Annotated in this window: 17 protein-coding genes; 6 read left to right on the top strand and 11 right to left on the bottom strand. The window is 72.0% G+C overall.

Translation table 11 applies throughout. The features are described from left to right. Positions 1 to 15 precede the first annotated feature (15 nt). Entirely contained in the window at positions 16 to 684 is a 669-nt protein-coding gene (locus tag ACFUPX_RS04310) for a response regulator transcription factor (RefSeq protein WP_383315661.1), read from the top strand. A gap of 47 nt (positions 685 to 731) precedes the next feature. Beyond that, positions 732 to 1,907 carry a sensor histidine kinase gene (locus ACFUPX_RS04315; RefSeq protein WP_383315735.1) on the top strand — a complete coding sequence of 392 codons (1,176 nt, stop codon included), beginning with the start codon at positions 732 to 734 and terminating at the stop codon, positions 1,905 to 1,907. Here the strand turns inward: ACFUPX_RS04315 and ACFUPX_RS04320 are convergent. Next, on the bottom strand, positions 1,895 to 2,659 hold the full coding sequence (locus ACFUPX_RS04320; RefSeq protein WP_383315664.1) for an SIS domain-containing protein: 765 nt from the start codon (positions 2,657 to 2,659) through the stop codon (positions 1,895 to 1,897). The two genes, ACFUPX_RS04315 and ACFUPX_RS04320, sit on opposite strands and share 13 nt — an antisense overlap. Before the next feature lie 252 nt (positions 2,660 to 2,911). On the opposite strand from ACFUPX_RS04320, the gene ACFUPX_RS04325 reads away from it, so the two are divergent. Next, positions 2,912 to 3,604: a metal-dependent transcriptional regulator gene (locus ACFUPX_RS04325; RefSeq protein ID WP_383315667.1), complete on the top strand. Its 693-nt coding sequence runs from the start codon at positions 2,912 to 2,914 to the stop codon at positions 3,602 to 3,604. Between the two features lie 671 nt (positions 3,605 to 4,275). Then, positions 4,276 to 5,139, top strand: coding sequence for an alpha/beta fold hydrolase (locus tag ACFUPX_RS04330; protein ID WP_383315670.1), 864 nt, complete (start codon positions 4,276 to 4,278; stop codon positions 5,137 to 5,139). Between the two features lie 60 nt (positions 5,140 to 5,199). Here ACFUPX_RS04330 and pdxH read toward each other — a convergent pair whose 3' ends face one another. Further along, positions 5,200 to 5,928 (bottom strand): pyridoxamine 5'-phosphate oxidase, encoded by a 729-nt coding sequence (pdxH, locus tag ACFUPX_RS04335; RefSeq protein WP_383315673.1) that lies wholly within the window; start codon positions 5,926 to 5,928, stop codon positions 5,200 to 5,202. A 315-nt stretch (positions 5,929 to 6,243) separates the two neighbouring features. Here pdxH and ACFUPX_RS04340 point away from each other — a divergent pair, with 315 nt between their 5' ends. Next, positions 6,244 to 7,344 carry a citrate synthase 2 gene (locus tag ACFUPX_RS04340; protein ID WP_383315676.1) on the top strand — a complete coding sequence of 367 codons (1,101 nt, stop codon included), beginning with the start codon at positions 6,244 to 6,246 and terminating at the stop codon, positions 7,342 to 7,344. Between the two features lie 71 nt (positions 7,345 to 7,415). Here the strand turns inward: ACFUPX_RS04340 and ACFUPX_RS04345 are convergent, their stop codons facing one another. The 9 genes from ACFUPX_RS04345 to ACFUPX_RS04385 all read right to left on the bottom strand — a co-directional run bounded on the left by ACFUPX_RS04345 (position 7,416) and on the right by ACFUPX_RS04385 (position 20,323). Further along, on the bottom strand, positions 7,416 to 8,015 hold the full coding sequence (locus ACFUPX_RS04345) for a TetR/AcrR family transcriptional regulator (protein ID WP_383315679.1): 600 nt from the start codon (positions 8,013 to 8,015) through the stop codon (positions 7,416 to 7,418). Then, positions 8,003 to 8,737, bottom strand: a complete 735-nt coding sequence (locus ACFUPX_RS04350; protein WP_383315682.1) for an enoyl-CoA hydratase family protein — start codon at positions 8,735 to 8,737, stop codon at positions 8,003 to 8,005. The genes ACFUPX_RS04345 and ACFUPX_RS04350 overlap by 13 nt, the downstream gene beginning before the upstream one ends. Positions 8,738 to 8,770: 33 nt before the next feature. Then, entirely contained in the window at positions 8,771 to 9,937 is a 1,167-nt protein-coding gene (locus ACFUPX_RS04355; RefSeq protein ID WP_383315686.1) for an acyl-CoA dehydrogenase family protein, read from the bottom strand. After that, a complete protein-coding gene (locus tag ACFUPX_RS04360; protein ID WP_383315689.1) occupies positions 9,934 to 11,889 on the bottom strand; it encodes a biotin carboxylase N-terminal domain-containing protein in 1,956 nt (651 codons plus the stop codon). Before ACFUPX_RS04360 ends, ACFUPX_RS04355 begins: the two co-directional genes overlap by 4 nt. 8 nt (positions 11,890 to 11,897) lie before the next feature. Next, a complete protein-coding gene (locus tag ACFUPX_RS04365) occupies positions 11,898 to 13,499 on the bottom strand; it encodes an acyl-CoA carboxylase subunit beta (protein WP_383315693.1) in 1,602 nt (533 codons plus the stop codon). Then, positions 13,496 to 15,283, bottom strand: coding sequence for an acyclic terpene utilization AtuA family protein (locus tag ACFUPX_RS04370; protein WP_383315738.1), 1,788 nt, complete (start codon positions 15,281 to 15,283; stop codon positions 13,496 to 13,498). Before ACFUPX_RS04370 ends, ACFUPX_RS04365 begins: the two co-directional genes overlap by 4 nt. A 44-nt stretch (positions 15,284 to 15,327) precedes the next feature. Continuing rightward, positions 15,328 to 16,122 carry a TIGR03084 family metal-binding protein gene (locus tag ACFUPX_RS04375; protein WP_383315696.1) on the bottom strand — a complete coding sequence of 265 codons (795 nt, stop codon included), beginning with the start codon at positions 16,120 to 16,122 and terminating at the stop codon, positions 15,328 to 15,330. A 118-nt stretch (positions 16,123 to 16,240) separates the two neighbouring features. Then, entirely contained in the window at positions 16,241 to 17,272 is a 1,032-nt protein-coding gene (locus tag ACFUPX_RS04380; protein ID WP_383315699.1) for a DMT family transporter, read from the bottom strand. Positions 17,273 to 17,503: 231 nt separating this feature from the next. After that, on the bottom strand, positions 17,504 to 20,323 hold the full coding sequence (locus tag ACFUPX_RS04385; RefSeq protein ID WP_383315701.1) for an FAD-binding and (Fe-S)-binding domain-containing protein: 2,820 nt from the start codon (positions 20,321 to 20,323) through the stop codon (positions 17,504 to 17,506). A 196-nt stretch (positions 20,324 to 20,519) separates the two neighbouring features. Here ACFUPX_RS04385 and serC point away from each other — a divergent pair, with 196 nt between their 5' ends. Next, complete coding sequence (serC, locus tag ACFUPX_RS04390; RefSeq protein WP_383315704.1) at positions 20,520 to 21,638, top strand: phosphoserine transaminase; 1,119 nt, start codon at positions 20,520 to 20,522, stop codon at positions 21,636 to 21,638. Positions 21,639 to 21,729: the final 91 nt, after the last annotated feature.

A 21,729-nucleotide genomic window follows, 5' to 3' on the forward strand; every position in this document is an offset into this window, starting at 1 on the left:
GGTACACAGGGCCGCATGCGCGTACTGCTGGTGGAGGACGAGGAATTCCTGGCCGAGATGATCGCCGACGGGCTGCGCCGCGACGCGCTCGCGGTCGACGTCGCGGCCGACGGCCTGACGGCGCTGCGCAAGCTCCAGCTCGGTGAGTACGACGTCGTCATCCTGGACCGGGACCTGCCCGGCCTGCACGGCGACGAGGTGTGCCGCAGGGTGGTGTCGCAGCGGCTGCTCACCCGGGTCCTGATGCTGACGGCGTCGGGCACGATCCGGGACCGGGTCGCGGGCCTGGGTCTGGGCGCCGACGACTACCTGACCAAGCCCTTCGCGTACGACGAGCTCCTCGCCCGCGTCCTGGCCCTCGGCCGCCGCACGCGCCCCGCGCTGCCGCCCGTGATCGAACGCGCGGGCCTGGTCCTGGACACCGCCCGCCGCCAGGCCAGCCGCGACGGCCGCCATCTCGCCCTCTCCCGCAAGGAATTCGCGGTCCTTGAGGCGCTGCTGCGGGCGGAGGGCGCGGTGGTCAGCGGCGACGACCTGATCGAACAGGTCTGGGAGGAGGACACCAGCTACCGCACGAACGCGGTCCGCGTCACCCTCTCCAAACTCCGTACGAAGCTGGGCGAGCCACCGGTGGTGGAGACGGTCCCGGGGGCGGGCTACCGGATCACGGGCTGGTCGGCGTGAGGGGCTTCGGCAGCGAACGCGGGCGCCTCACCGCTCTGTACGGCGGCATGCTCGTCCTCGCGGGGGCGCTGCTCACCGGGCTGGTCTACTTCCTGGTGCGGCAGGGGCTCTACTCCTCCATCAGCACCGCCGTCACCACCGCCGTGCCCGCCCGCAGGATGAGTCCGCCGTGGGTGATGCCCAGCCCGGCCGCGTCGACGTCCATGCCGTACGCCAGGGCGACGCCCCCCGACGGCGTCACGGCCACCGACATCACCCAGGGGCTCGCGGTCACGAAGATCAGCGACATCGCCGAGCAGGCGGCCCTGAGCCGGCTGCTCACGGTCTCCGTGATCGTGCTGTTCGCGTACGCGGCGCTCTCCATCCTGCTGGCCTGGTGGATGGCGGGCCGCGTCCTGCACCCGGTGGCCGTGATCACCGGCACCGCGCGGCGCCTGTCCGGCGAGAACCTGCACGAGCGGATCGCGCTCGACGCGCCGCCCGGCGAGCTGAAGGAGCTGGCCGACACCTTCGACGCGATGCTCGGGCGGATAGAGCAACTGGTCAGCGCGCAACAGCGGTTCGCCGCGAACGCCGCGCACGAGCTGCGTACCCCGCTCGCCGTCCAGCGGGCCGCCGCCGAGATCGGCCTCGCCGGTGAGCCCGACGCGCGGCAGGTGGCCCGCATCCGTACGAAGCTCATCTCCGTCGCCGAGAGCAGCGAGCAGCTGATCGAGGGGCTGCTGCTGCTCGCCACGTCGGAGCGGGGGCTGGAGCGGCGTGAGCCCATCGCGCTCGACGTCATCGCCGACGCGGTGGCGGAAGGGCTCGCGGGGCAGGCCGCCGAGCGTGACGTCACCCTCTCCCTGCACGCCGAGCCGCTCACCGTGTACGGCGACGGGGTCCTCCTGGACCGCCTCGTGCACAACCTGGTGGCGAACGCCGTGCACTACAACGTCAAGGGCGGCCGGGTCGAGGTGCGCACGGGACCCGACGGCGTCGAGGTCGTCAACACCGGTCCCGCCGTCCCGCCGGAAACGGTCCCGCACCTCTTCGAGCCCTTCCGGCGCCTGCGGGAGCGTACGCACGCGCGCGGGGAAGGCGCGGGCCTCGGCCTGTCCATCGTCGACGCGATCGCCCGCGCACACGGCGCACGGGCGACCGCGGAGGCCAACGGCGAGGGAGGAGGGCTCAGCGTGCGGGTGCGCTTCCCCACGGGCCCGCAGGAGCCTCAGCGGCGGTAGAAGATGCGGTCGCCGTACTCGGCGAAGACGCGGCCGTTCCAGTCGTGGCCGCCGTCCACGTTCCCCGACCGGAGCAGCGGCGGCTCGATGCCACGGGCGGCGAGCAGCTCGACGGCCGTCGCCATCATCGCCTGCATGATCGCGTTGGCGACCACGCTGGAGGCGGGCCCGAACGGCGCGTCGACCGAGTCCAGGCTGAGCTCCGCGTCACCGAGGCTGATCTTGGAGTCGATCACGACGTCGCAGTGGTCCTTCAGGAAGGTGTCCGACCGGTGCCGCGACTTCGTCTCCGTCGCGTACGCCACCGACGTCACGCCGATGACCTTCAGGCCCAGCGCGCGGGCGTTCATGGCCATCTCCACGGGCAGCGAGTTGCGCCCGGAGAGCGAGATGATCACGAGTACGTCGCCGGGGCGGGCCGGCGAGGAGTCCAGGACGGCGCCCGCGAGCCCGTCCACCCGCTCCAGGGCCGAGCCGAGCGTGGCGGGCATGACGTCGACGCCGACGACCCCGGGGACGGCCAGCAGGTTCATCAGGGCGAGGCCGCCCGCGCGGTAGACGACGTCCTGGGCGGCAAGCGAGGAGTGCCCGGAGCCGAAGGCGAAGAGCCTGCCGTCCGCCTCGACCGCGTCGGCGAGCAGCGTGGCCGCCGCGTCGACGTTCCCGCCCTCCTCGTCGCGCACCCGGCCGAGCAGGCCGATCGCGGCGTCGATGTACTGACCGGCCAGCTTGCTCTCGCTCTTCGAGCCCATGCGCCGAGGAACCTTTCCGGGTACGTATGTGTTGTGTACGTATGTCCTGCACGCCCGGCCCGCACGGTCTTCCCGTGCTTCCCGTGTGCCGCGGATCACGTTGCGGTCTGGACCAGTGCCCTGTCAATACGGCCCGAGCACGCCGTCAGGCCCGCCTGGACCGGGTTTTCACCCGGCGCGATCCGGTTGTCAGTGGTATGCGTCAGAATTGAGGGCAGGGCCGGCCGCACGAGAGAAATCTGAGGGGCACCCATGTCGGGGCTTATTGACACCACTGAGATGTATTTGCGCACCATCCTCGAGCTGGAGGAGGAAGGTGTCGTCCCCATGCGCGCCCGGATCGCCGAGCGGCTTGACCAGAGCGGGCCGACGGTGAGCCAGACGGTCGCGCGCATGGAGCGCGACGGCCTGGTGTCCGTCGCCAGCGACCGCCACCTGGAGCTGACCGAGGAGGGCCGCAGGCTCGCCACCCGCGTGATGCGCAAGCACCGCCTGGCGGAGTGCCTGCTCGTCGACGTGATCGGCCTGGAGTGGGAGCAGGTCCACGCGGAGGCGTGTCGCTGGGAACACGTGATGAGCGAGGCGGTGGAGCGCCGCGTCCTGGAGCTCCTGCGCCACCCCACCGAGTCTCCGTACGGCAACCCGATCCCGGGCCTGGAGGAGCTGGGGGAGAAGGACGGCGCCGACCCGTTCCTGGACGAGGGCATGGTCTCCCTGGTGGACCTCGACCCGGGCGCCGAGGGCAAGACCGTCGTGGTGCGCCGCATCGGCGAGCCCATCCAGACGGACGCGCAGCTGATGTACACGCTGCGGCGCGCGGGCGTGCAGCCCGGCTCCGTGGTGAGCGTGACGGAGTCCGCGGGCGGCGTGCTCGTGGGCAGCAGCGGTGAGGCCGCGGAGCTGGACGCGGAGGTCGCTTCGCACGTCTTCGTCGCCAAGCGCTGAGACCCCTGGGGTCGGCGATGACGTCCGTATCCCCGGGTGACGGCGGAATCCGGCTCCCGTTACCGGGAGTACGTGTCAACTGGCGGTAACGGTCGGGCAGTTGTGAAGACTCCAGGATCGTACGGGGTCCAAGATTCAGTGTGCCGAATCGCAGCGGCCGGACGTTTTGCGTGCGAGGCTGTCGCGAGAGGCATATGACCTGAGGGCTCTTGACCGTGTCGGCGCCGGGTCTGGCCGCCACGGCCGTGGGAGGGGGCAGGAGGATGTGCCCATCTGGTGAGCGGGAGCGCGTACGCGAGCGGCGCGCATCTGCACGTCCCGCGCGTACACCCGTACACGCACCCGTACACGCACCTGTACAGGCACCAGCGCATGCACCCGTGCGTAAGGAGGGCCCCGGCGCCCTTGAGCGCCGGGGCCTGTCCTCCCCTGTTTCGACCCGGAGCCCCGAGCTCCCAGGGTCGTCCCCCTCGGACCGATTTCCCCGAGCGGCCCGCCTCCCGATGAAGATCTCCCCTCGGCAGCGGCGGCCAATCCTTGAGCGTGGTCACTCGAACGAGGGGTGTTGCCGGCGATCTGGCCGCTTTCGAAAAGGGGTTCGATAGCGTGCGGGGGTGCGTGACAGAACCAGGCGTTCAGCCCGAGAGGATTCAAGGGGGGTGCCAGGAATCATGGTGCGGCGCATTGACGTGACGGGCGCGGGTGGCTTACGCCTTGCCGCCTGGGAGTTCGCCGATCCTCCCAAGTCCAGGGAGACCGAGGGATCGCCCGGAGGCGTCCTGTTACTGCACGGTCTGATGGGCCGCGCATCCCACTGGGCGGGCACCGCCCGCTGGCTCGCCGAGCGACATCGCGCGGTCGCACTCGACCAGCGTGCGCACGGGCAGAGCGACAAGCCCCCCGAGGGCCCCTTCACCCGCGATGCCTACGTGGACGACGCCGAGGCCGCGCTCGTCCAGCTGGGCCTCGCCCCCGCCGTTCTCATCGGCCACTCCATGGGCGCGCTCACCGCCTGGCAGCTCGCCGCGAAGCGCCCCGACCTCGTCCGCGCCCTGATCATCTGCGACATGCGGGCCTCCGCGCTCGGCGCCGCCTCGCAGCGCGAATGGGAGGACTGGTTCAGGGCCTGGCCGGTGCCCTTCGCCACGCTGGCCGACGTACGCAAGTGGTTCGGCGAGGACGATCCGTGGGTCGAGCGGCCCAACCCCTCGCGCGGCGAGTTCTTCGCCGAGGTGATGACCGAGGGCCCGGACGGCTGGCGCCCCGTCTTCGACCGCGACCAGATGCTGAAGTCCCGCGAGACGTGGGTGTACGACGCCCACTGGGAGGACCTGACGCAGGTCCAGTGCCCCGCCCTGGTCGTCCGCGGCCTGGACGGCGAGCTGGGCCGTGCCGAGTCCCAGGAGATGGTCCGCGTGCTGCCCCGCGGGGCGTACGCGGAGGTGGCCGACGCGGGCCACCTGGTGCACTACGACCAGCCGGAGGCCTGGCGCGAGGCGATCCAGCCGTTTCTGGACGGGGTCCTGACGGGGTAGCGGGTAAGCCGGTAGCGGATGGCAGGTGGCGGATGGCAGGTGGCGGGGCGGCCCCGGCCCTCAGGGGCTGAGGCGCTCCACCGTCCAGGCGGGACCAGCCGCGTCGGCGCCCTGTCCGGCCCCCACGTAACGCAGCCGGTCGTGCAGGCGATTGGCCCTGCCCTGCCAGAACTCGACGCTCCGCGGCTCGACGCGGAAGCCGCCCCAGTGCGGAGGCGCGGGCACCTGCTCGCCCTCCGGGTAGCGCGCCTCCAAGTCGGCGTACGCGCGATCCAGTTCGTCGCGCGTGGCGATGACCGAGGACTGGGCGCTGGCCCAGGCGCCGAGCTGGGAGCCGTGCGGGCGGGTGCGGAAGTACGCCACCGTCTCCTCGCGGGCGACGCGCCGCGCCGTGCCCGTGACGATGACCTGGCGGGCCATCGGGTGCCAGGGGAAGAGCAGCGCGATGTTCGGGTTGGCGGCCAGTTCGCGGGCCTTGCGGGAGTCGTAGTTGGTGAAGAAGACGAAGCCGCGCTCGTCGTAGCCCTTCAGCAGGACCGTGCGCGAGCTGGGGCGGCCCTCGGCGTCCGCCGTCGAGACGACCATGGCGTTCGGCTCGTGGAGCACGCCCGCCTCGGCCGCGGCGAGCGCCTGCGTGAACCACAGCGCGAAGAGCTCGACGGGCGTGGCGGGCAGCTCCGTCTCGGCGAGCCCGTCCAGGCCGTAGTGCGCCCGTATGGCGGCGGGATCGGACACGGAGGAGGCAGCTGACGGGGACTCTGCTGCGGAGGCGGCGGCTCGATCGGTCACGCGGTCATCTTGCCGTATACGAAGAGCCGGCCGGGAGGCCCGTATGCACCACGGGGAGGTGACGTGTGGCACTGAGTGCCGCGCACCATCGCCAAGGGTGGCACCAAGGGATATCGTGCGGCTTCCGTACCGGTTGGGTGACCACCAGCCGCACGGGGCATGACCGGGGTGACCGACCCGGACCGCGAGTCGCACACCGGAAGCCACCGACGCACCGGCAGACCGCGGAACCGGACTGGAAATGCCCACTTCTGACACATGGTCATGAGCTTTCTGTCACCACCATCTGTCGTACACATCACGAGGAGCCGCCTGATGTCCGACTTCGTACCCGGACTTGAGGGAGTCATCGCGTTCGAGACGGAGATCGCCGAACCGGATAAGGAAGGCGGCGCGCTTCGCTATCGCGGCGTCGACATCGAGGATCTGGTCGGCCACGTCTCCTTCGGCAACGTCTGGGGTCTGCTGGTCGACGGCGCCTTCAACCCGGGCCTGCCGCCCGCCGAGCCGTTCCCGATCCCGGTGCACTCGGGTGACATCCGCGTCGACGTCCAGTCCGCGCTCGCGATGCTCGCCCCCGTGTGGGGCCTCAAACCACTCCTGGACATCAGCGAGCGGGAAGCCCGCGACGACCTCGCGCGGGCCGCCGTCATGGCCCTTTCGTACGTCGCCCAGTCCGCGCGCGGCCAGGGCCTGCCGATGGTGCCGCAGCGCGAGATCGACAAGGCCGACACGGTCGTCGAGCGGTTCATGAAGCGCTGGCGCGGCGAGCCCGACCCCAAGCACGTCCAGGCCGTCGACGCGTACTGGACGTCGGCCGCCGAGCACGGCATGAACGCGTCCACGTTCACGGCCCGCGTCATCGCGTCGACGGGCGCGGATGTGGCGGCGGCGCTTTCCGGTGCCGTGGGCGCGATGTCCGGGCCGCTGCACGGCGGCGCCCCGTCCCGGGTCCTCGGCATGATCGAGGAGATCGAGCGGACGGGGGACGCGACCGCGTACGTGAGGCAGGCGCTGGACAAGGGTGAGCGGCTGATGGGCTTCGGCCACCGGGTGTACCGGGCCGAGGACCCCCGCGCGCGGGTCCTGCGGCGGACGGCGCGCGAGCTGGGCGCTCCTCGCTACGAGGTGGCCGAGGCGCTGGAGAAGGCGGCCCTCGACGAGCTGCACGCCCGCCGGCCCGACCGCGTCCTGGCCACCAACGTGGAGTTCTGGGCGGCGATCGTCCTCGACTTCGCCGAGGTGCCCGCGCACATGTTCACGTCGATGTTCACCTGTGCGAGGACTGCCGGGTGGTCGGCGCACATCCTTGAGCAGAAGCGGACGGGGCGGCTGGTCCGCCCCTCGGCTCGGTACATCGGGCCGGGGACGCGGAATCCTCGGGAGGTCGAGGGGTTCGGGGACATCGCGCGGTAGCTGTCGTCACCGGCTCCGCCGAGTTCGTCCTCAAACGCCGGACGGCTGAATCTTTCAGCCGTCCGGCGCTTTCAGCGCAGCGCCCCCTCCACCAGCACCGTCCACTGCGCCACCACCCGCTCCCGCCGCGCCCCGTCATCCGTCAGGAGATTGGCGAGGCCCAGGCCTCGGGCCATGTCCAGGAGGCCCTGGATGGTCTCCCGCACCCCGGGGCGGGACTCGTCGGCCCCGAGCAGCTGTACCGCTATCCGATGCGTCTCGCGCCCCACCCGGGCCTCCAACTCCGTCACCCGCGACCCGAGTTGCGGCTCATTGGACGCCGCCACCCACAGGTGAAGCGCCGCCCGGAACAAGGGCCCCGTGTAGAGATCGACCAGCGCGGCCACCACCGAGGCCGGGTCCTGCGCGGGAAGCTCCCGCAGCGCGGTGGACCGCTGCTCGGCCACGTACTCCACTGCCGCGGTGAAGAGGTCCTCCCGCGTCGGGAAGTGATGCTGGGCCGCACCCCGCGAGACACCGGCCCGCTCGGCGACCACGGACACCGTGGACCCCGCCCAGCCGCTCTCGGCGAGGCACGCCACCGCCGCCTCCAGGAGCCGCTGGCGTGTCGCACGGCTGCGGTCCTGCTTGGGCGAGCGATCGGCGCGATCGGCTGCGGTCACAGCACCCATGGGCACTCCCGTCGTTCGAGGAACGCCCCCATCCCCTCCCGCGCCTCCGCAGAGGCGAAGAGGCGCGCGGACAGGGCGACGAGGGAGTCCGTGTGGTGGTCGAATGCGTCGAGCACCTTAGCCGTGAGCAGCTTCTTCGTCTCGGCCAGGGCCTGCGGAGCCGCCTTCCGCAACCCTTCGAGCAGGGGCGAGAGCTCCGCGTCCACGTCCTGCCCCGCCACCGTCACCAGACCGATCCGCGCCGCCTCCGCCCCGCCGAACCGCTCCCCGGTGAGGAAGTAGCGCGACGCCCCGCCCGGGTCGACCTTGGCGAGCAGCGGCATGGAGATCACCGCGGGCGCCACCCCGATCCGTACCTCCGTCAGCGCGAACGACGCCCCCGGCCCCGCGACCGCCAGGTCGCACACCCCGAGCAGCCCGAGCCCGCCCGCCCGCACGTGCCCGTCCACCCGCGCCACCACCGGCTTGGGCAGCTCCACGATCTGCCGGAGCAGCGCCACGAGGACGGCCGGGTCCGGCGGCTCCCGCAGATCGGCGCCGGAGCAGAACGTCGAGCCGGTGTGCGTGAGGACGACCGCGCGTACGTCCGGGTCCTTGCCGCAGTCGTCCAGCGCCTGCGCGAACCCGCTCAGGAGCCCTGCCGAGAGCGCGTTGCGGTTGGCGGGGTTGTCCAGGGTGAGCGTGGCGATGCCGCGCTCCGGGGGCGCGTACACAAGTCCCATGAGATCTCCAGCGGTTCAGGGAAGGGGCGGGGCTCAGTACGACTTGGGCAGGCCCAGCGTCTGGTGGGAGACGTAGTTGAGGATCATCTCCCGGCTCACGGGAGCGATCCGCGCCACCCGTGACGCCACGATCAGCGAGGCGAGCCCGAACTCCTTCGTCAGGCCGTTGCCGCCCAGCGTGTGCACCGACTGGTCGACGGCCTTCACGCAGGCGTCGGCCGCCGCGAGCTTGGCCATGTTGGCGGCCTCGCCCGCGCCCATGTCGTCGCCCTCGTCGTAGAGCCTGGCGGCCTTCTGCATCATCAGACGGGCCAGTTCGATCTCGATGTGGGACTGCGCCAGGGGGTGCGCGATCGCCTGGTGGGCGCCGATCGGGCTCTTCCACACGCTGCGTTCCTTGGCGTATCCGACCGCCCGGGAGAGGGCGTAGCGCGCCATGCCGAGCGAGAACGCCGCCGTCATGATCCGCTCCGGGTTGAGCCCGGCGAAGAGCTGGAGCAGCCCGGCGTCCTCGTCGCCCACCAGGGCCTGCGGGGGCAGCCGTACGTCGTCCAGGGTCAGCTCGAACTGCTTCTCCGGCGCCTGGAGTTCCATCTCGATCTGCCGCCGCTGGAAGCCCTCCGTCTCGCGCGGGACGATGAAGAGGCAGGGCTTGAGGCTGCCGGTGCGGGCATCCTCCGTACGGCCCACGATCAGCGTCGCGTCGGCGATGTCGACGCCGGAGATGAACACCTTGCGGCCGGTCAGGAGCCAGTCGCCGCTCGCCTCGTCCTTGCGCGCGGTCGTCGTGATCCGGTGGGAGTTGGAGCCCGCGTCGGGCTCGGTGATGCCGAACGCCATGGTGCGGGTGCCGTCGGCGAGGCCCGGCAGCCAGGCCTGCTTCTGCTCGTCGGTGCCGAAGCGGGCGATGACGGTGCCGCAGATCGCGGGCGAGACGACCATCATGAGGAGCGGGGATCCGGCCGCCCCCAACTCCTCCAGGACGATGGAGAGTTCGGCTATGCCGCCGCCCCCTCCGCCGTACTCCTCGGGCAGGTTCACGCCCAGGTAGCCGAGCTTGGCGGCATCGGCCCACAGCTCGTCGGGGTGGGCCTCGTCCCGCACGACGCGGGTCATGTAGTCGCGGCCGTAGCGCTTGCCGAGTGCGGCGACGGCCGCGCGCAGGGCCTGGTGCTCTTCGGTTTCGAGGACGGTGCTCATACGGATTGCTCCTCCTGTACGGCGTCAACGACATCAACGGCATCAACTACGTCTGCGGCGTCCGCCACCACGTCCACCACGTCCACCACGTCCACGACGGCGAGCAGCGCCCCGACCTCGACCTGGCGGCCCGGCGCGGCGTGCAGGGCGGTGAGGGTGCCGGAGGCGGGAGCGCAGATGCGGTGCTCCATCTTCATGGCCTCCAGCCAGATGAGGGGCTGCCCGGCGCTCACCCGCGCCCCCTCCGCGAGCCCTTCGGCCAGGCGCACGACGGTGCCGGGCATCGGGGCGAGCAGGGATCCCGGCTCCTGCCGGGTGGTGGGCTCGGGGAGCAGCGGCAGCGAGGTGAGGGCGGTGTTGCCGACGTACACGCGACCGTCGTCGCCGTAGCGACTGACGACGAACTGCCGCCGTACACCCGCCACTTCGAGTACGACGAGCTCGCGGGACACGGAGAGCACCCGCACCCCTTCCGCACCGAGACCCTCGCGCGTGTGCCGGTAGCGGACCTCGTGCTCGACCCCGTCAGCCTCGCTCCGGAAGAGCTTGACCTGCGGCTGCGACGCCAGGTTGCGCCAGCCGCCGAACCGCGAGCGCCCGTGCGCGTCGGCCAGCGCGGCGGCCAGCGGTGCGTGCGGATCGGGGGCGGCAGCGGCGAGTTCGCCGACGTACCGGTCGTAGAAACCCGTGTCCATGCGCGCCTCGGTGAACTCCGGGTGCCGAAGTGACCGGACGAGCAACTCCCTGTTGGTGACGGGCCCGTGGACGATCGCCCGCTCCAGCGCCCCCGCCAGTGCGCGCACGGCCGCCGCGCGCGTGGGGGCGTACGAGATGGCCTTGGCCAGCATCGGGTCGTAGTGCACGCCGATCGCGTCGCCGTCCACGTACCCCGTGTCCAGCCGCACGCCCGGCACCGAGAGCCGGTGCAGGACGCCGGTCTGCGGGGCCCACTGTGCCGCCGGGTCCTCGGCGTAGAGACGGGCCTCGACGGCGTGCCCGCGTGCGGCGGGCGGCTCTTCCGCGAGCCGCTCGCCCTCCGCCACCTGGATCTGCAGCGCCACGAGATCGACGCCGAACACGGCCTCGGTGACAGGGTGTTCGACCTGGAGCCGGGTGTTCATCTCCAGGAAGTGCGCGCGGTCGCCCGCGACGAGGAACTCCACCGTGCCCGCGCCGCGATATCCCGTCACGCGGGCCGCGCGCACGGCCTGCGCGTGCAGCTCCTCGACAAGCCCGGCGGCGAGACCGGGCGCGGGGGACTCCTCGATGACCTTCTGGTGCCTGCGCTGGAGCGTGCAGTCCCGTGTGCCGAGCGCCCAGACGGTGTCGTACGCGTCGGCCATGATCTGCACCTCGACGTGCCGCCCGCCCTCCAGATAGGGCTCGACGAAGACTTCCCCGTCCCCGAAGGCACTGGCGGCCTCCGCACGCGCGGCCACCAACTCGCCGTTCAGCGCTCCGAGTTCGCGTACGACGCGCATGCCGCGCCCGCCGCCACCGGCCGCCGCTTTCACCAGGACCGGCAGATCGCTCTCGGTGACGTCGTCCACGGCCATCGGCGCGATGCCCATGAGCTCCTTGGCGCGCGTCTTGGAGGCCATGGATTCGATCGCCTCGGGCGGCGGGCCGATCCACACGAGCCCGGCGTCCAGGACGGCGCGCGCGAAGTCCGCGTTCTCGGAGAGGAAGCCGTAGCCGGGATGGACGGCGTCCGCGCCGGCCGCCTGCGCGGCCTTCACGACGAGGTCGCCGCGCAGATACGTGTCGGCGGGCGCCGCGCCCGGCAGGCGTACGGCGGAGTCGGCCGCACGGACGTGCAGGGCGTCCGCGTCGGCGTCGGAGTACACCGCCACGGTGGCGATGCCCAGCTCGCGGCAGGTGCGAAAGACGCGGCAGGCGATCTCGCCGCGGTTGGCGACGAGGACGGTGCTGATCTCAGTGGTTTTCGTCATGGGGGTCCTCACATCCGAAAGACGCCGAAGCCACCGCGCGCACCCTCGTAGGGGGCGGTGTGGATCGCGGACAGGCACAGGCCGAGGACCGTGCGGGTGTCGCGTGGGTCGATGACGCCGTCGTCGTAGAGCCGGCCCGAGAGGAACATCGGCAGCGACTCCGCCTCGATCTGCTGCTCCACCATGGCGCGCAGCCCGGCGTCCGCCTCGTCGTCGTAGGGCTGCCCCTTGGCGGCGGCGGAGGCCCTGGCCACGATCGACAGGACTCCGGCGAGCTGCTGCGGCCCCATGACGGCGGACTTGGAGCTCGGCCAGGCGAAGAGGAAGCGCGGGTCGAAGGCGCGCCCGCACATGCCGTAGTGCCCGGCTCCGTACGAGGCGCCCATCAGGACGCTGAGATGCGGGACGCGCGAGTTCGACACGGCGTTGATCATCATCGCGCCGTGCTTGATGATGCCGCCCTGCTCGTACTCCTTGCCGACCATGTAGCCGGTGGTGTTGTGCAGGAAGAGCAGCGGAATGTCGCGCTGATTGGCCAACTGGATGAACTGGGCGGCCTTTTGGGACTCCTCGCTGAAGAGCACGCCCTGCGCGTTGGCGAGGATCCCGATGGGATAGCCGTGCAGCGAGGCCCAGCCCGTCGTGAGACTCGGCCCGTAGAGCGGCTTGAACTCGTCGAAGTCGGAGCCGTCGACGATGCGGGCGATGACCTCGCGCGGGTCGAAGGGCACCTTGAGGTCGCCGGGCACGATGCCGAGCAGTTCGTCCTCGTCGTACTTGGGCGGCTCGACGACGGCCGCCGGATCGGCGTACGCCTTGCGCCAGTTGAGCCGCTTCACGACCCGCCGGGCCTGCCTGAGCGCGTCCCGCTCGTCCTCGGCGAGGTAGTCGGCGAGGCCGGAGGTGCGCGCGTGCATCTCGGCGCCGCCGAGCGACTCGTCGTCGCTCTCCTCGCCGGTGGCCATCTTCACCAGCGGCGGCCCGCCGAGGAAGACCTTGGCGCGCTCCTTGACCATGATCACGTGGTCGCTCATGCCGGGGACGTAGGCGCCGCCCGCCGTCGAGTTGCCGAAGACGACGGCGATGGTCGGGATTCCGGCGGCCGACGACTGGGTGAGGTGCTTGAAGAGCGCACCGCCCGGGATGAAGATCTCCTTCTGGGAGGGGAGATCGGCGCCCCCCGACTCCACGAGGTGGAGGGACGGCAGCCGGTTGGCGTGCCCGATCTCGTGCGCGCGAAAGGCCTTCTTCAGGGTCCACGGATTACTGGCCCCACCGCGTACGGTCGGGTCGTTGGCGGTGATCAGACACTCCACGCCCTCGACGACACCGATGCCGGTGACCATCGAGGCGCCGACGGGATAATCGCTCCCCCAGGCGGCCAGCGGCGACAGCTCCAGGAACGGTGTGTCGGGGTCGATGAGCAGCTCGATCCGCTCCCGGGCGAGCAGCTTGCCGCGCCCCCGGTGCCGGGCCACGTACTTCTCGCCGCCGCCCTCCAGGGCCTTGGCCTGCTCGGCGTCCAGTTCGGCGAGCTTGGCGAGCATGACCTCGCGGTGCTCGGCGTACTCGGCGCTCGCGGGGTCCAGCGCGGACGCGAGGACGGTCACGGGTGTACCTCCGTCGGTTCATTCGCATCGATGGCTTCTGGGGGTGCGGCCGGTGGGGCCGGTGCGTCGAGGAGCGCGGCCGGTACGTCGAGGTGGCGGGCGCGCAGCCACTCGCCGAGCCCCTTGGCCTGCGGATCGAAGCGGGCCTGGGACGCGACGCCCGCCCCGAGAATCCCCTCGACGACGAAGTTCAGCGCCCGCAGGTTCGGCAGGTCATGGCGTACGACGGTCAACTGGGCCGCCTCCGGAATGAGTTCACGGAACCGCTCGACGGTCAGCTCATGAGCGAGCCAGCGCCAGGCGTCGTCCGTACGCACCCATACGCCGACGTTCGCGTCCCCGCCCTTGTCACCGCTGCGGGCCCCGGCGACGAGGCCGAGGGGTGCGCGGCGGGTGGGGCCGGCCGGCAGGGGTTCGGGCAGGGGCGGGCGGCCGAGGTCTTCGAGCGCGAGGGTGGGGTGAGCGCTCCGGACGGGGAGGCGCTCGCCGCCGGGCAGTACGGCGATGTGGTCGACGGTGCCGCGTTCGGCGTACGCGGCTTCGAAGACTCCGTAGGGAGCGCCCTTGCCCGGGGGCGCCGTCACATGGAACCCGGGGTAGCTGCCGAGGGCCAGCTCGATGGCGGCGCCGCTCAGGGCGCGCCCGACGGGCTCCTGCTGCGGGTCACGCACGACGAGCCGCAGCAGAGCGGAGGCGGCCTCTTCGCCGTCCGCATCCGGCCGGTCCGTACGCACGAGCTCCCACCGCACCTCCTGCGGCCGGGACTTCCCCCGCGCGAACGCGTCCTCGACCTGCGCCCGCACAAGGTCGGCCTTGGCCTCCACGTCGAGCCCGGTGAGGACGAAGACGACCTCGTTGCGGAAGCCGCCGAGCCGGTTCAGGCCGACCTTGAGGTCCGGCGGCGGAGCCTCACCTCGCACCCCGCGGACGCGGACGCGGTCGGGCCCCTCCTGCGTGAGGGTGACGGTGTCGAGCCGGGCGGTGACGTCGGGCCCGGCGTACCGGGCTCCGGAGGTCTCGTACAGCAGCTGCGCGGTGACCGTACCGACGTCGACGAACCCACCCGTACCGTCGTGCTTGGTGACGACGCACGACCCGTCCTCGTGGATCTCGGCGAGCGGAAACCCGGGCCGGAGCAGCTCCCGCGCCGAACGCTCCCCGAAGAAGGCGTAGTTGCCCCCGGTGGCCTGCGTCCCGCATTCGAGGACGTGCCCGGCGACGACGGCGCCCGCGAGCCGGTCGAGGTCACCGTCCCCCCACCCGAAGTGCGCGGCGGCGGGCCCGGTGACGAGGGCGGCGTCGGTGACGCGCCCCGTGACGACGATGTCGGCCCCCGCGCGCAGGCAGGCCGCGATCCCGGCGCCGCCGAGGTAGGTGTTGGCGGTGAGGGCGTCCGGGAAGCGCGCCCCCAGGTCATCACCCTCCACGTGCGCGACCCGCACCGCGATCCCCAGGCGCCCCGCGAGCTCCTCCACGGCGTGGGCGAGCCCGCCAGGGTTGAGCCCACCGGCGTTGGCGACGATCTTGACGCCCCGCTCCTGGGCGAGCCCCAGGCACTCCTCCAGCTGCCGCAGGAAGGTCTTCGCGTAGCCGCGTGAGGGGTCCTTGAGCCGGTCGCGCCCCAGGATCAGCATGGTCAGCTCGGCGAGGTAGTCGCCGGTGAGGACGTCGAGCGGGCCGCCGGTGAGCATGTCGCGCAGGGCGTCGAAGCGGTCGCCGTAGAAGCCGGAGGCGTTGCCGATCCGCAGCGGCGCTTTGGCCGCCTGCTCTTCGGGGCCGGTCACTGCTCGCCCTTCCAGGCCGGTCACCGGCTGCCCTTCCGGGCCGGTCACTGCTCGCCCTCCTTGGCCGGGCGTCCGGGGCCCGGCGGCCCCGCGAAGGCCTGCGCGATGTCGAGCCAGCGCTCGGCGTCGGCGCCCTCCGCACGCACGGCGAGGTCGTCGCGGTGCGCGCGCTGTGTGACGAGGAGGCAGAAGTCGAGCGCGGGCCCGGTCACGCGCTGCTCGGCGTCTTCGGGCCCGCTGACCCACAACTCACCGGAGGGCAACCGCAGCTCGACCCGAAAGGCACTGCCCGGCGCCTCCATCTCCCGTACACCGAACGAGAAGTCCCGCGCCCGGACGCCGATATGGGCGACGTGCCGCAGCCGGTCCGTCGGCACCCGCACGACACCCAGCGCGTCGGCGACGTCCTGGCCGTGGGCCCAGGTCTCCATCAGCCGGGCGGTGGCCATGGAGGTGGCGGACATCGGCGGCCCGTACCAGGGAAAGCGGGTGCCGCGCGGGGCTCCGGCCAGGGCCTTCAACAGGCCATCGCGCCCCGCACGCCACTGCGCGAGCAGCTCGCCGGGCGGCAGCGCGGCCCCTTCGTCGGCCCCGTCGTCGACGAAGGACTCGGGCGCCGCGAGGGCCTCCTCGACGAGCCGCCCGAAGGCGTCGCCATCGGTGACGGCGGTCAGCGCGGCACGGTCGGTCCAGGCGAGATGGGCGATCTGATGGGCGACGGTCCAGCGTTCGGCGGGGGTGGGCAAGGCCCAGCGTTCGCCGCTCAACCCCTCTACCAGCTGGTCGAGTTCCTCGCTCTCACGGCGCAGATCGTCGAGCACGGGCACAGCTTCGGGCACGGAGCGCTCCCCTCGGGGCACAAATGAGGCCGGCCTCCCCTGCTCGAACGAAGTTGAGAGCTTGGGGAAGTGCCCCGGAGCATGGCAGCGCCCGGAGAAACAAGCAAGCGTGCTTGCATTACTTTCCGGATGTCTCCGCTACCGGCTCCTCGGCGCTGTCGGTGCCTTCGGTACCTTCAGTGCCCTCGGTGCCTTCGACGCCTTGGGCCAGCACGGCATCGGGGGTGGCCCCGGTGACCACCACATCCCCGGACTTACGGGCCCGACCACGCCCGACCTGGGTCCGTACGGCCCCCATGCTGGCGGCGATGACCAACGAGATGGCCAGGGCTTCGTTCACCGAAAGGGCCTGATTCAGCACGAGGAACCCGGCGACGGCGGCGATGGCCGGCTCCAGGCTCATCATGATCGCGAAGGTGGAGGCGGGAAGGCGGCGCAGGGCGAGCAGTTCGAGTGTGTACGGCAGCACGGAGGACATCACGGCGACGGCCGCGCCGAGGGCGAGAACCTCGGGCCGGACCAGCTTCTCCCCGGACTCCAGGAGACCGAGCGGCAGGAAGAGAACGGCCGCGACGACCATCGCGAGGGCGAGCCCGTCGGCCTGCGGAAACCGCCGTCCCGTACGGGCACTGAACATGATGTACGTGGCCCACATCGCACCGGCGCCGAGGGCGTAGGCAACGCCGACGGGGTCGAGCCCACTGAAGCCGCCTCCGCCCCCCAGGAGAAATACCCCGCAGAGCGCGAGCCCGGCCCAGACCAGATTCATGGCACGCCGGGACGCGAAGACGGAGAGGGCGAGCGGCCCGAGCACCTCCAACGTCACTGCGGGCCCCATGGGAATCCGGGCGACGGACTGGTAGAACAGCCCATTCATCCCGGCCATGGCCACACCGAAGGCGACGACGGTGCCCCAGTCGGCGCGCGAGTGCCCGCGCACCTTGGGGCGGCAGACGATCATCAGCACCAGCGCGGCGAAGGCGAGCCGCAGGGTCACGATGCCGAGGGCTCCCGCCTTGGGCATCACGCTCACGGCGATGGCTCCGCCGAACTGGACGGAGACTCCGCCCGCGAGCACCAGCCCGACGGGCCCGAGTGCGCCCCACCGTCCGCCGGTTGCCGCCCCCTGTCCACTGCTCGACGCGTCCACAGCCAACCCTTCCGCTTCTCCTACCTCGGTCAGTCCACTTACCTGAACTGTCCCGTCCAAGGTAGTAGACCACGTCAGGATTGTGGAGCCCTTTCACTGCTGTACGCAAACCGCGTCCACATTGCGGGTGGCGTCGGGCTCGGAGCCCGGTCTCCTGGCCGGGTGGCTGCTGGGAATCAGGCACCTGATTCCGAGAAGGCGCGTGACGAAACGCGCGGGCGGCGCCGAACCTCACCGCTCCCCCAACCCCTCAGCCAAGACCTCCGCCAAATGCCTCCCCCGAACCCCTTCCCCCACCTGTTCCAACTGCGTACGGCAGGAGAATCCGTCCGCGAGGACCATCGGGCCGCCCTCCCCCTCCGGCGCGACCCCCCGCACCGCCGGCAGCAGCTGCTCCTCCGCGCACGCCACCGAGACCTCGTAATGCCCCGCCTCGAAGCCGAAGTTCCCCGCCAGGCCGCAGCAGCCCCCGCTCAGCTCCCCCTCCAGGCCCGCCTTCTCCCGCAGTCGGCGCTCGGCGGCGTCCCCCAGGACCGCATGTTGGTGGCAGTGGGTCTGGCCCACCACCGTCCGGTCGATCCTCGGCGGTGACCACTCCGGGGCCAGCTCCTCCAAGGCCTCCGCGAAGGTTCGTACGCGGCCCGCGAGTTCCCTCGCCCGCTCGTCCTCCCCCAGCAGTTCCACCAGATCCGTCTTCAGCGCCGCCGCACAGCTCGGTTCCAGGACCACCAGCAGCGCCCCCGAGTCGAGGAGCGGCCCCATCCGCTCCAGCGTGCGCCGCATCACCGCGCGCGCCCGGTCGAGCTGGCCCGTGGACACGTACGTCAGTCCGCAGCACACGTCCCCCGGCGGCACCACGGGGCGCAGCCCCGCGTCCTCGAGGACCCGCACCGCCGCCCGGCCCACCGACGGCGACAGGTGGTTCGTGAACGTGTCGGGCCACAGCACGACCGCCGGCCCCCCACGCCCCCTCTCACGCCCCCGGAACCACCGCCGGAACGTCTCCCCCGCCAGCCGCGGAATCTCCCTCTCCGGCGCGAGACCCCCCACCCGCTTCGCCAGCGAGGCCAGCACCCCCACCCGGGCGAGGGCATTGGCCACCCCCGCCGTGCGCGTCCGGTCCGCGAGCCGCAGCCACAGCGGCAGCCAGCCCATCGCGTAGTGCGCCGCGGGGCGCCTGCGGCCCTCGTAGTGGTGGTGCAGGAACTCCGCCTTGTACGTGGCCATGTCCACGCCCACCGGACAGTCCGACCGGCAGCCCTTGCAGGACAGGCAGAGGTCGAGCGCGTCCCGCACCTCCTCCGAGCGCCAGCCGTCCGTGACCACCTCCCCCGCGAGCATCTCGTGCAGGAGCCGGGCCCGGCCCCGCGTGGAGTGCTTCTCCTCGCCCGTGGCCCGGAAGGAGGGGCACATCACCCCGCCACCCGAACCGGCGGCCGTCGTACGGCACTTGGCGACGCCCACGCACCGCCGCACCGCCGCCGAGAAGTCCCCGCCGTCATGGGGGTAGCCGAAGGCCACGTCCACCGGCTCGCGCGGCAGCGGGGCGAACCGCAGGTTCGCGTCCAGCGGCGCGGGCCGCACCAGCATCCCCGGATTCAGCAGGTCCGCCGGGTCCCACACCCCCTTCACCCGCTCGAAGAGCCCCACGAGCTCGGCCCCGTACATCTTCGGCAGGAGTTCCGCCCGCGCCTGCCCGTCCCCGTGCTCGCCGGACAGCGAGCCGCCGTGCGCGACCACGACCTCCGCGAGCTCCTCCGAGAAGCGCCGGAAGCGCCGCACGCCCTCCTCGCTCATCAGGTCGAAGTCGATGCGTACGTGGATGCAGCCGTCCCCGAAGTGCCCGTACGGAGTTCCGCGCAATCCGTGGTCGGTGAGCAGCGCCCTGAAGTCCCGCAGATACGCCCCGAGGCGGGCGGGCGGCACCGCGCAGTCCTCCCAGCCCGGCCACGCCTCGCTGCCGTCCTGCATCCGCGTCGCCGTCCCGCTGGCGTCCTCCCGGACCCGCCACAGGGCGCGCTGCCCCGCCGGGTCGGTCACGACCACGGAGTCCACCGTGTCCCCGGAGACCGCCCGCGCGATCGCCTCCGCCCGCGCACGCGCCTCGCCCTCGCTCGCGCCGCCGGTCTCCACGAAGAGCCAGGCCCCGCCCTTGGGCAGCCCCCGCGCTCCCCGCACGAGGTCGGCCGCCATCCCCTCCACCGTCAGCGGGCCGTGCGGCAGCAGTCCGGCCGCCGCCTCCGCCGCCGCGCTCTCGTCGGCGTACCCGAGGACCGCCAGCGCACGTGCCCGGGGCGCTTCGACGAGGCGTACGACCGCCTCCGTCACCACGCCCAGCGTGCCCTCCGACCCGCAGAACGCGCGGGCCAGGTCCACGCCCCGCTCGGGGAGCATGGCGTCGAGTGCGTAGCCGGAGATGCGGCGCGGCAGCTCCGGGAAGCCGGTGCGCAGGAGCTCCAACTCGCCGTCCACCAGCGGGCGCAGCCCCTCCGGCGCCCCTGCCCAGCCCTGCCCCAGCGCGAGCCGCGCGCCCGCGCCGCTCACGACCGAGAGGGACGAGACGTTGTCGGCGGTGGTGCCCCAGGCGACCGAGTGCGATCCGCAGGAGTTGTTGCCGATCATTCCGCCCAGGGTGCAGCGGTTGTGGGTGGAGGGGTCGGGGCCGAAGGTCAGGCCGTGTGCGGCGCCCGCGTTCCGCAGGTCGTCGCAGATCACGCCCGGCTGCACGACCGCGGTTTGGGCCTCCGCGTCGAGGGACACGATCCGGTTCATGTGCCGGGTGAAGTCCAGGACGAGCCCCGTACCGGTCGCCTGCCCGGCGATGGACGTACCGGCGCCGCGGGCCACGACGGGCACCCCGCGCTCCCGGCACACGGCGAGCGCCGCCGCCACGTCGTCCGCGTCGCGCGGGGCGAGGACGCCGAGCGGCACGCGCCGGTAGTTGGACGCGTCCATCGTGTTCAGCGCCCGCGCGGTGACGGAGAAGTCCACCTCCCCCCGCACGGCTTCTCGCAGTTCCTTCTCTACTTCCACGCCTCCGAGATCACCCATGCCCTTATCCATGCCCTCAGGATGCCTCCGCGAAGGGCCCGACCTGCCGTAGCCGACGGCAACACGAGTGCAGCCCCTCCGGCGCTTGATGAGCGGGGTCCGGGGCGGAGCCCCGCGGCGTCCGCCCGACGTGCAGTGCGATCTCACCCGACGGACACCCACAGGCCACCGCGCCGGAAGCCGTTAGGCTCACCCCGTGGCTGAGATCCAGATTCCCGCTGACATCAAGCCCGCCGACGGACGTTTCGGCGCGGGCCCCTCCAAGGTGCGCACGGAGGCGCTGGACGCGCTCGCCGCCACCGGTACCTCTCTGCTCGGCACCTCCCACCGCCAGGCCCCGGTCAAGAACCTGGTCGGCAAGGTGCGCGAGGGTGTGCGCGACCTCTTCTCCCTCCCCGAGGGATACGAGGTGATCCTGGGCAACGGCGGCTCCACCGCCTTCTGGGACGTCGCGACGCACGGCCTGATCGAGAACAAGTCGCAGCACCTGAGCTTCGGCGAGTTCTCCTCCAAGTTCGCCAAGGCGTCCAAGCTGGCGCCGTGGCTCGCCGAGCCCACCGTGATCACGTCCGACCCGGGCACGCACCCGGAGCCGCGGGCCGAGGCGGGCGTGGACGTCTACGCGTTCACGCACAACGAGACCTCGACCGGCGTCGCGGCCCCCATCAAGCGGGTGGCGGGCGCGGACGCGGGTTCCCTCGTCCTGGTGGACGCCACCTCCGGCGCGGGCGGCCTCCCGGTCGACATCGCCGAGACGGACGTCTACTACTTCGCCCCGCAGAAGTCCTTCGCGTCGGACGGCGGTCTGTGGATCGCCGCGTTCTCCCCGGCCGCGATCGAGCGCGCCGAGCGGATCCACGCGTCGGGCCGGCACGTCCCGGAGTTCTTCTCGCTCCCCACCGCGATCGACAACTCCCGCAAGAACCAGACGTACAACACCCCGGCGCTCTCCACGCTCTTCCTGCTCGCCGAGCAGCTGGAGTGGATGAACGGCCAGGGCGGCCTGGACTTCACCACCGGCCGCACGGCCGCGTCCTCGCGCACGCTGTACGGGTGGGCCGAGGAGTCCAAGTACGCGACGCCGTTCGTCACCGACCCGGCCAAGCGCTCGCAGGTCATCGGCACGATCGACTTCGCGGACGAGATTGACGCTGCCGCTGTTGCGAAGGCTCTGCGCGCGAACGGCATCGTGGACACGGAGCCGTACCGCAAGCTCGGCCGCAACCAGCTTCGCGTGGCGATGTTCCCGGCGATCGACCCGGCGGACATCGAGGCGCTGACGAAGTGCATCGACTACGTCATCGAGAAGCTCTGAGGTTTCGCTTTCAGCTGCGGGTGCTTTGTGGCTGAGCGCGCAGTTCCCCGCGCCCCTTTGGGGCCGGGATGGGGCCCGGCAGGTATTCACC

This window comes from Streptomyces sp. NPDC057302 (genome assembly GCF_042667685.1).
In the GTDB taxonomy this organism is placed as follows: Bacteria; Actinomycetota; Actinomycetes; order Streptomycetales; family Streptomycetaceae; genus Streptomyces.

Coding starts and splice junctions, on each gene's coding strand:
- ACFUPX_RS04385 (WP_383315701.1), bottom strand. CDS start 20,323: ATGGGTGATCTCGGAGGCGTGGAAGTAGAGAAGGAACTGCGAGAAGCC.
- ACFUPX_RS04320 (WP_383315664.1), bottom strand. CDS start 2,659: ATGGGCTCGAAGAGCGAGAGCAAGCTGGCCGGTCAGTACATCGACGCC.
- ACFUPX_RS04325 (WP_383315667.1), top strand. CDS start 2,912: ATGTCGGGGCTTATTGACACCACTGAGATGTATTTGCGCACCATCCTC.
- ACFUPX_RS04350 (WP_383315682.1), bottom strand. CDS start 8,737: ATGGGACTTGTGTACGCGCCCCCGGAGCGCGGCATCGCCACGCTCACC.
- ACFUPX_RS04355 (WP_383315686.1), bottom strand. CDS start 9,937: ATGAGCACCGTCCTCGAAACCGAAGAGCACCAGGCCCTGCGCGCGGCC.
- ACFUPX_RS04345 (WP_383315679.1), bottom strand. CDS start 8,015: ATGGGTGCTGTGACCGCAGCCGATCGCGCCGATCGCTCGCCCAAGCAG.
- ACFUPX_RS04315 (WP_383315735.1), top strand. CDS start 732: ATGCTCGTCCTCGCGGGGGCGCTGCTCACCGGGCTGGTCTACTTCCTG.
- ACFUPX_RS04310 (WP_383315661.1), top strand. CDS start 16: ATGCGCGTACTGCTGGTGGAGGACGAGGAATTCCTGGCCGAGATGATC.
- ACFUPX_RS04340 (WP_383315676.1), top strand. CDS start 6,244: ATGTCCGACTTCGTACCCGGACTTGAGGGAGTCATCGCGTTCGAGACG.
- ACFUPX_RS04360 (WP_383315689.1), bottom strand. CDS start 11,889: ATGACGAAAACCACTGAGATCAGCACCGTCCTCGTCGCCAACCGCGGC.
- ACFUPX_RS04330 (WP_383315670.1), top strand. CDS start 4,276: ATGGTGCGGCGCATTGACGTGACGGGCGCGGGTGGCTTACGCCTTGCC.